The organism is Leisingera sp. ANG-M1, assembly GCF_000813745.1.
GTDB lineage: Bacteria > Pseudomonadota > Alphaproteobacteria > Rhodobacterales > Rhodobacteraceae > Leisingera.
Map to the genome: position 1 here is coordinate 1 of NZ_JWLC01000013.1, position 951 is coordinate 951.

The 951-nt window shown below is 63.0% G+C and carries 1 protein-coding gene; it reads right to left on the reverse strand.

Going from position 1 to position 951, the window contains the following annotated elements:
- Positions 1-45 precede the first annotated feature (45 nt).
- Positions 46-756 carry a uroporphyrinogen-III synthase gene (locus RA19_RS10855; RefSeq protein WP_342586077.1) on the reverse strand — a complete coding sequence of 237 codons (711 nt, stop codon included), beginning with the start codon at positions 754-756 and terminating at the stop codon, positions 46-48.
- Between the last annotated feature and the right edge of the window lie 195 nt (positions 757-951).

Below are 951 nucleotides of genomic sequence, written 5' to 3' on the forward strand. Positions count from 1 at the left end.
CCCCCCTCGATTCCTAAAATACTTTTCTGCGAACACGCCGCGACACTACTCCGCGCGCCGCTGGCCCTCAAGCCGCGTCAGCTGCGCTGCGGCATCAAGGACGGCCGCCGCCATCGCCTTCGCAGCCGGCGCCTTACTTACGCGCAACGCCTTGCAATTCAAGCCTTTCAATGGCTCCGCCACCGCCTGGCTCAGCGCAATCAGATGCAAATTCGCGGCATCCCCGCACAGATTGGCAAAATGACGCGCAGTTCTGGGAGAGAAAAGCGGCACGATCACATCATTTTGCGCAGAAAGAACAGCTTGGGCCTCTTCCGTCAGTGGCAGCAGCACTTGATCATAGACCACCTGCTCCCGGCACGGCAGTCCCGCATCCTCAAGCCTCTGTGCAATATTTCCCCGTGCGTGCGCACCCCGCAGGTGCAGCAACGGTCCTTCAGGGCGCTGCTGCAAAAGGGCTGCAACCAGCTCATCCGCGCATATGCCTGCGCAGGACGCCGTCCAGCCCGTTTCCATAGCGGCCTGCGCAGTGCGTTCTCCGACACAATAGGCAGGCAGACGGGCGGTGGTTTCACGTGAAGCGGTCTCCACCCCGTTTGCAGAGGTGAAGATGACCCCCTTCGCACCATCTAATTGGACCGGGGTGCCCGCAGGGCGGATCTCAATCAGCGGTGCATGGACCACCTGCAGCCCGGCGCGCGCATCAGCAGGCAGCCCGGCCGTGAACCGCTTTGCCGCCGCCAGCGGACGTGTCATCAGCAAAGGGACCATCACAGGGCTCCCGGGATTGTTTGCAGGCCGCTTAGGTGGTAGCCCCGGCGGCAATTCGATGCAACGGTAAGGCCATGACAAAGACCCTGACCATTCTGGGGCTGGAGAGCAGCTGCGACGACACCGCCGCCGCCGTAGTGCGGCAGGCTGAGGGCGCGCAGCCTGAGGTTCTGTCCTCGA

Coding starts and splice junctions, on each gene's coding strand:
- RA19_RS10855 (WP_342586077.1), bottom strand. CDS start 756: ATGACACGTCCGCTGGCGGCGGCAAAGCGGTTCACGGCCGGGCTGCCT.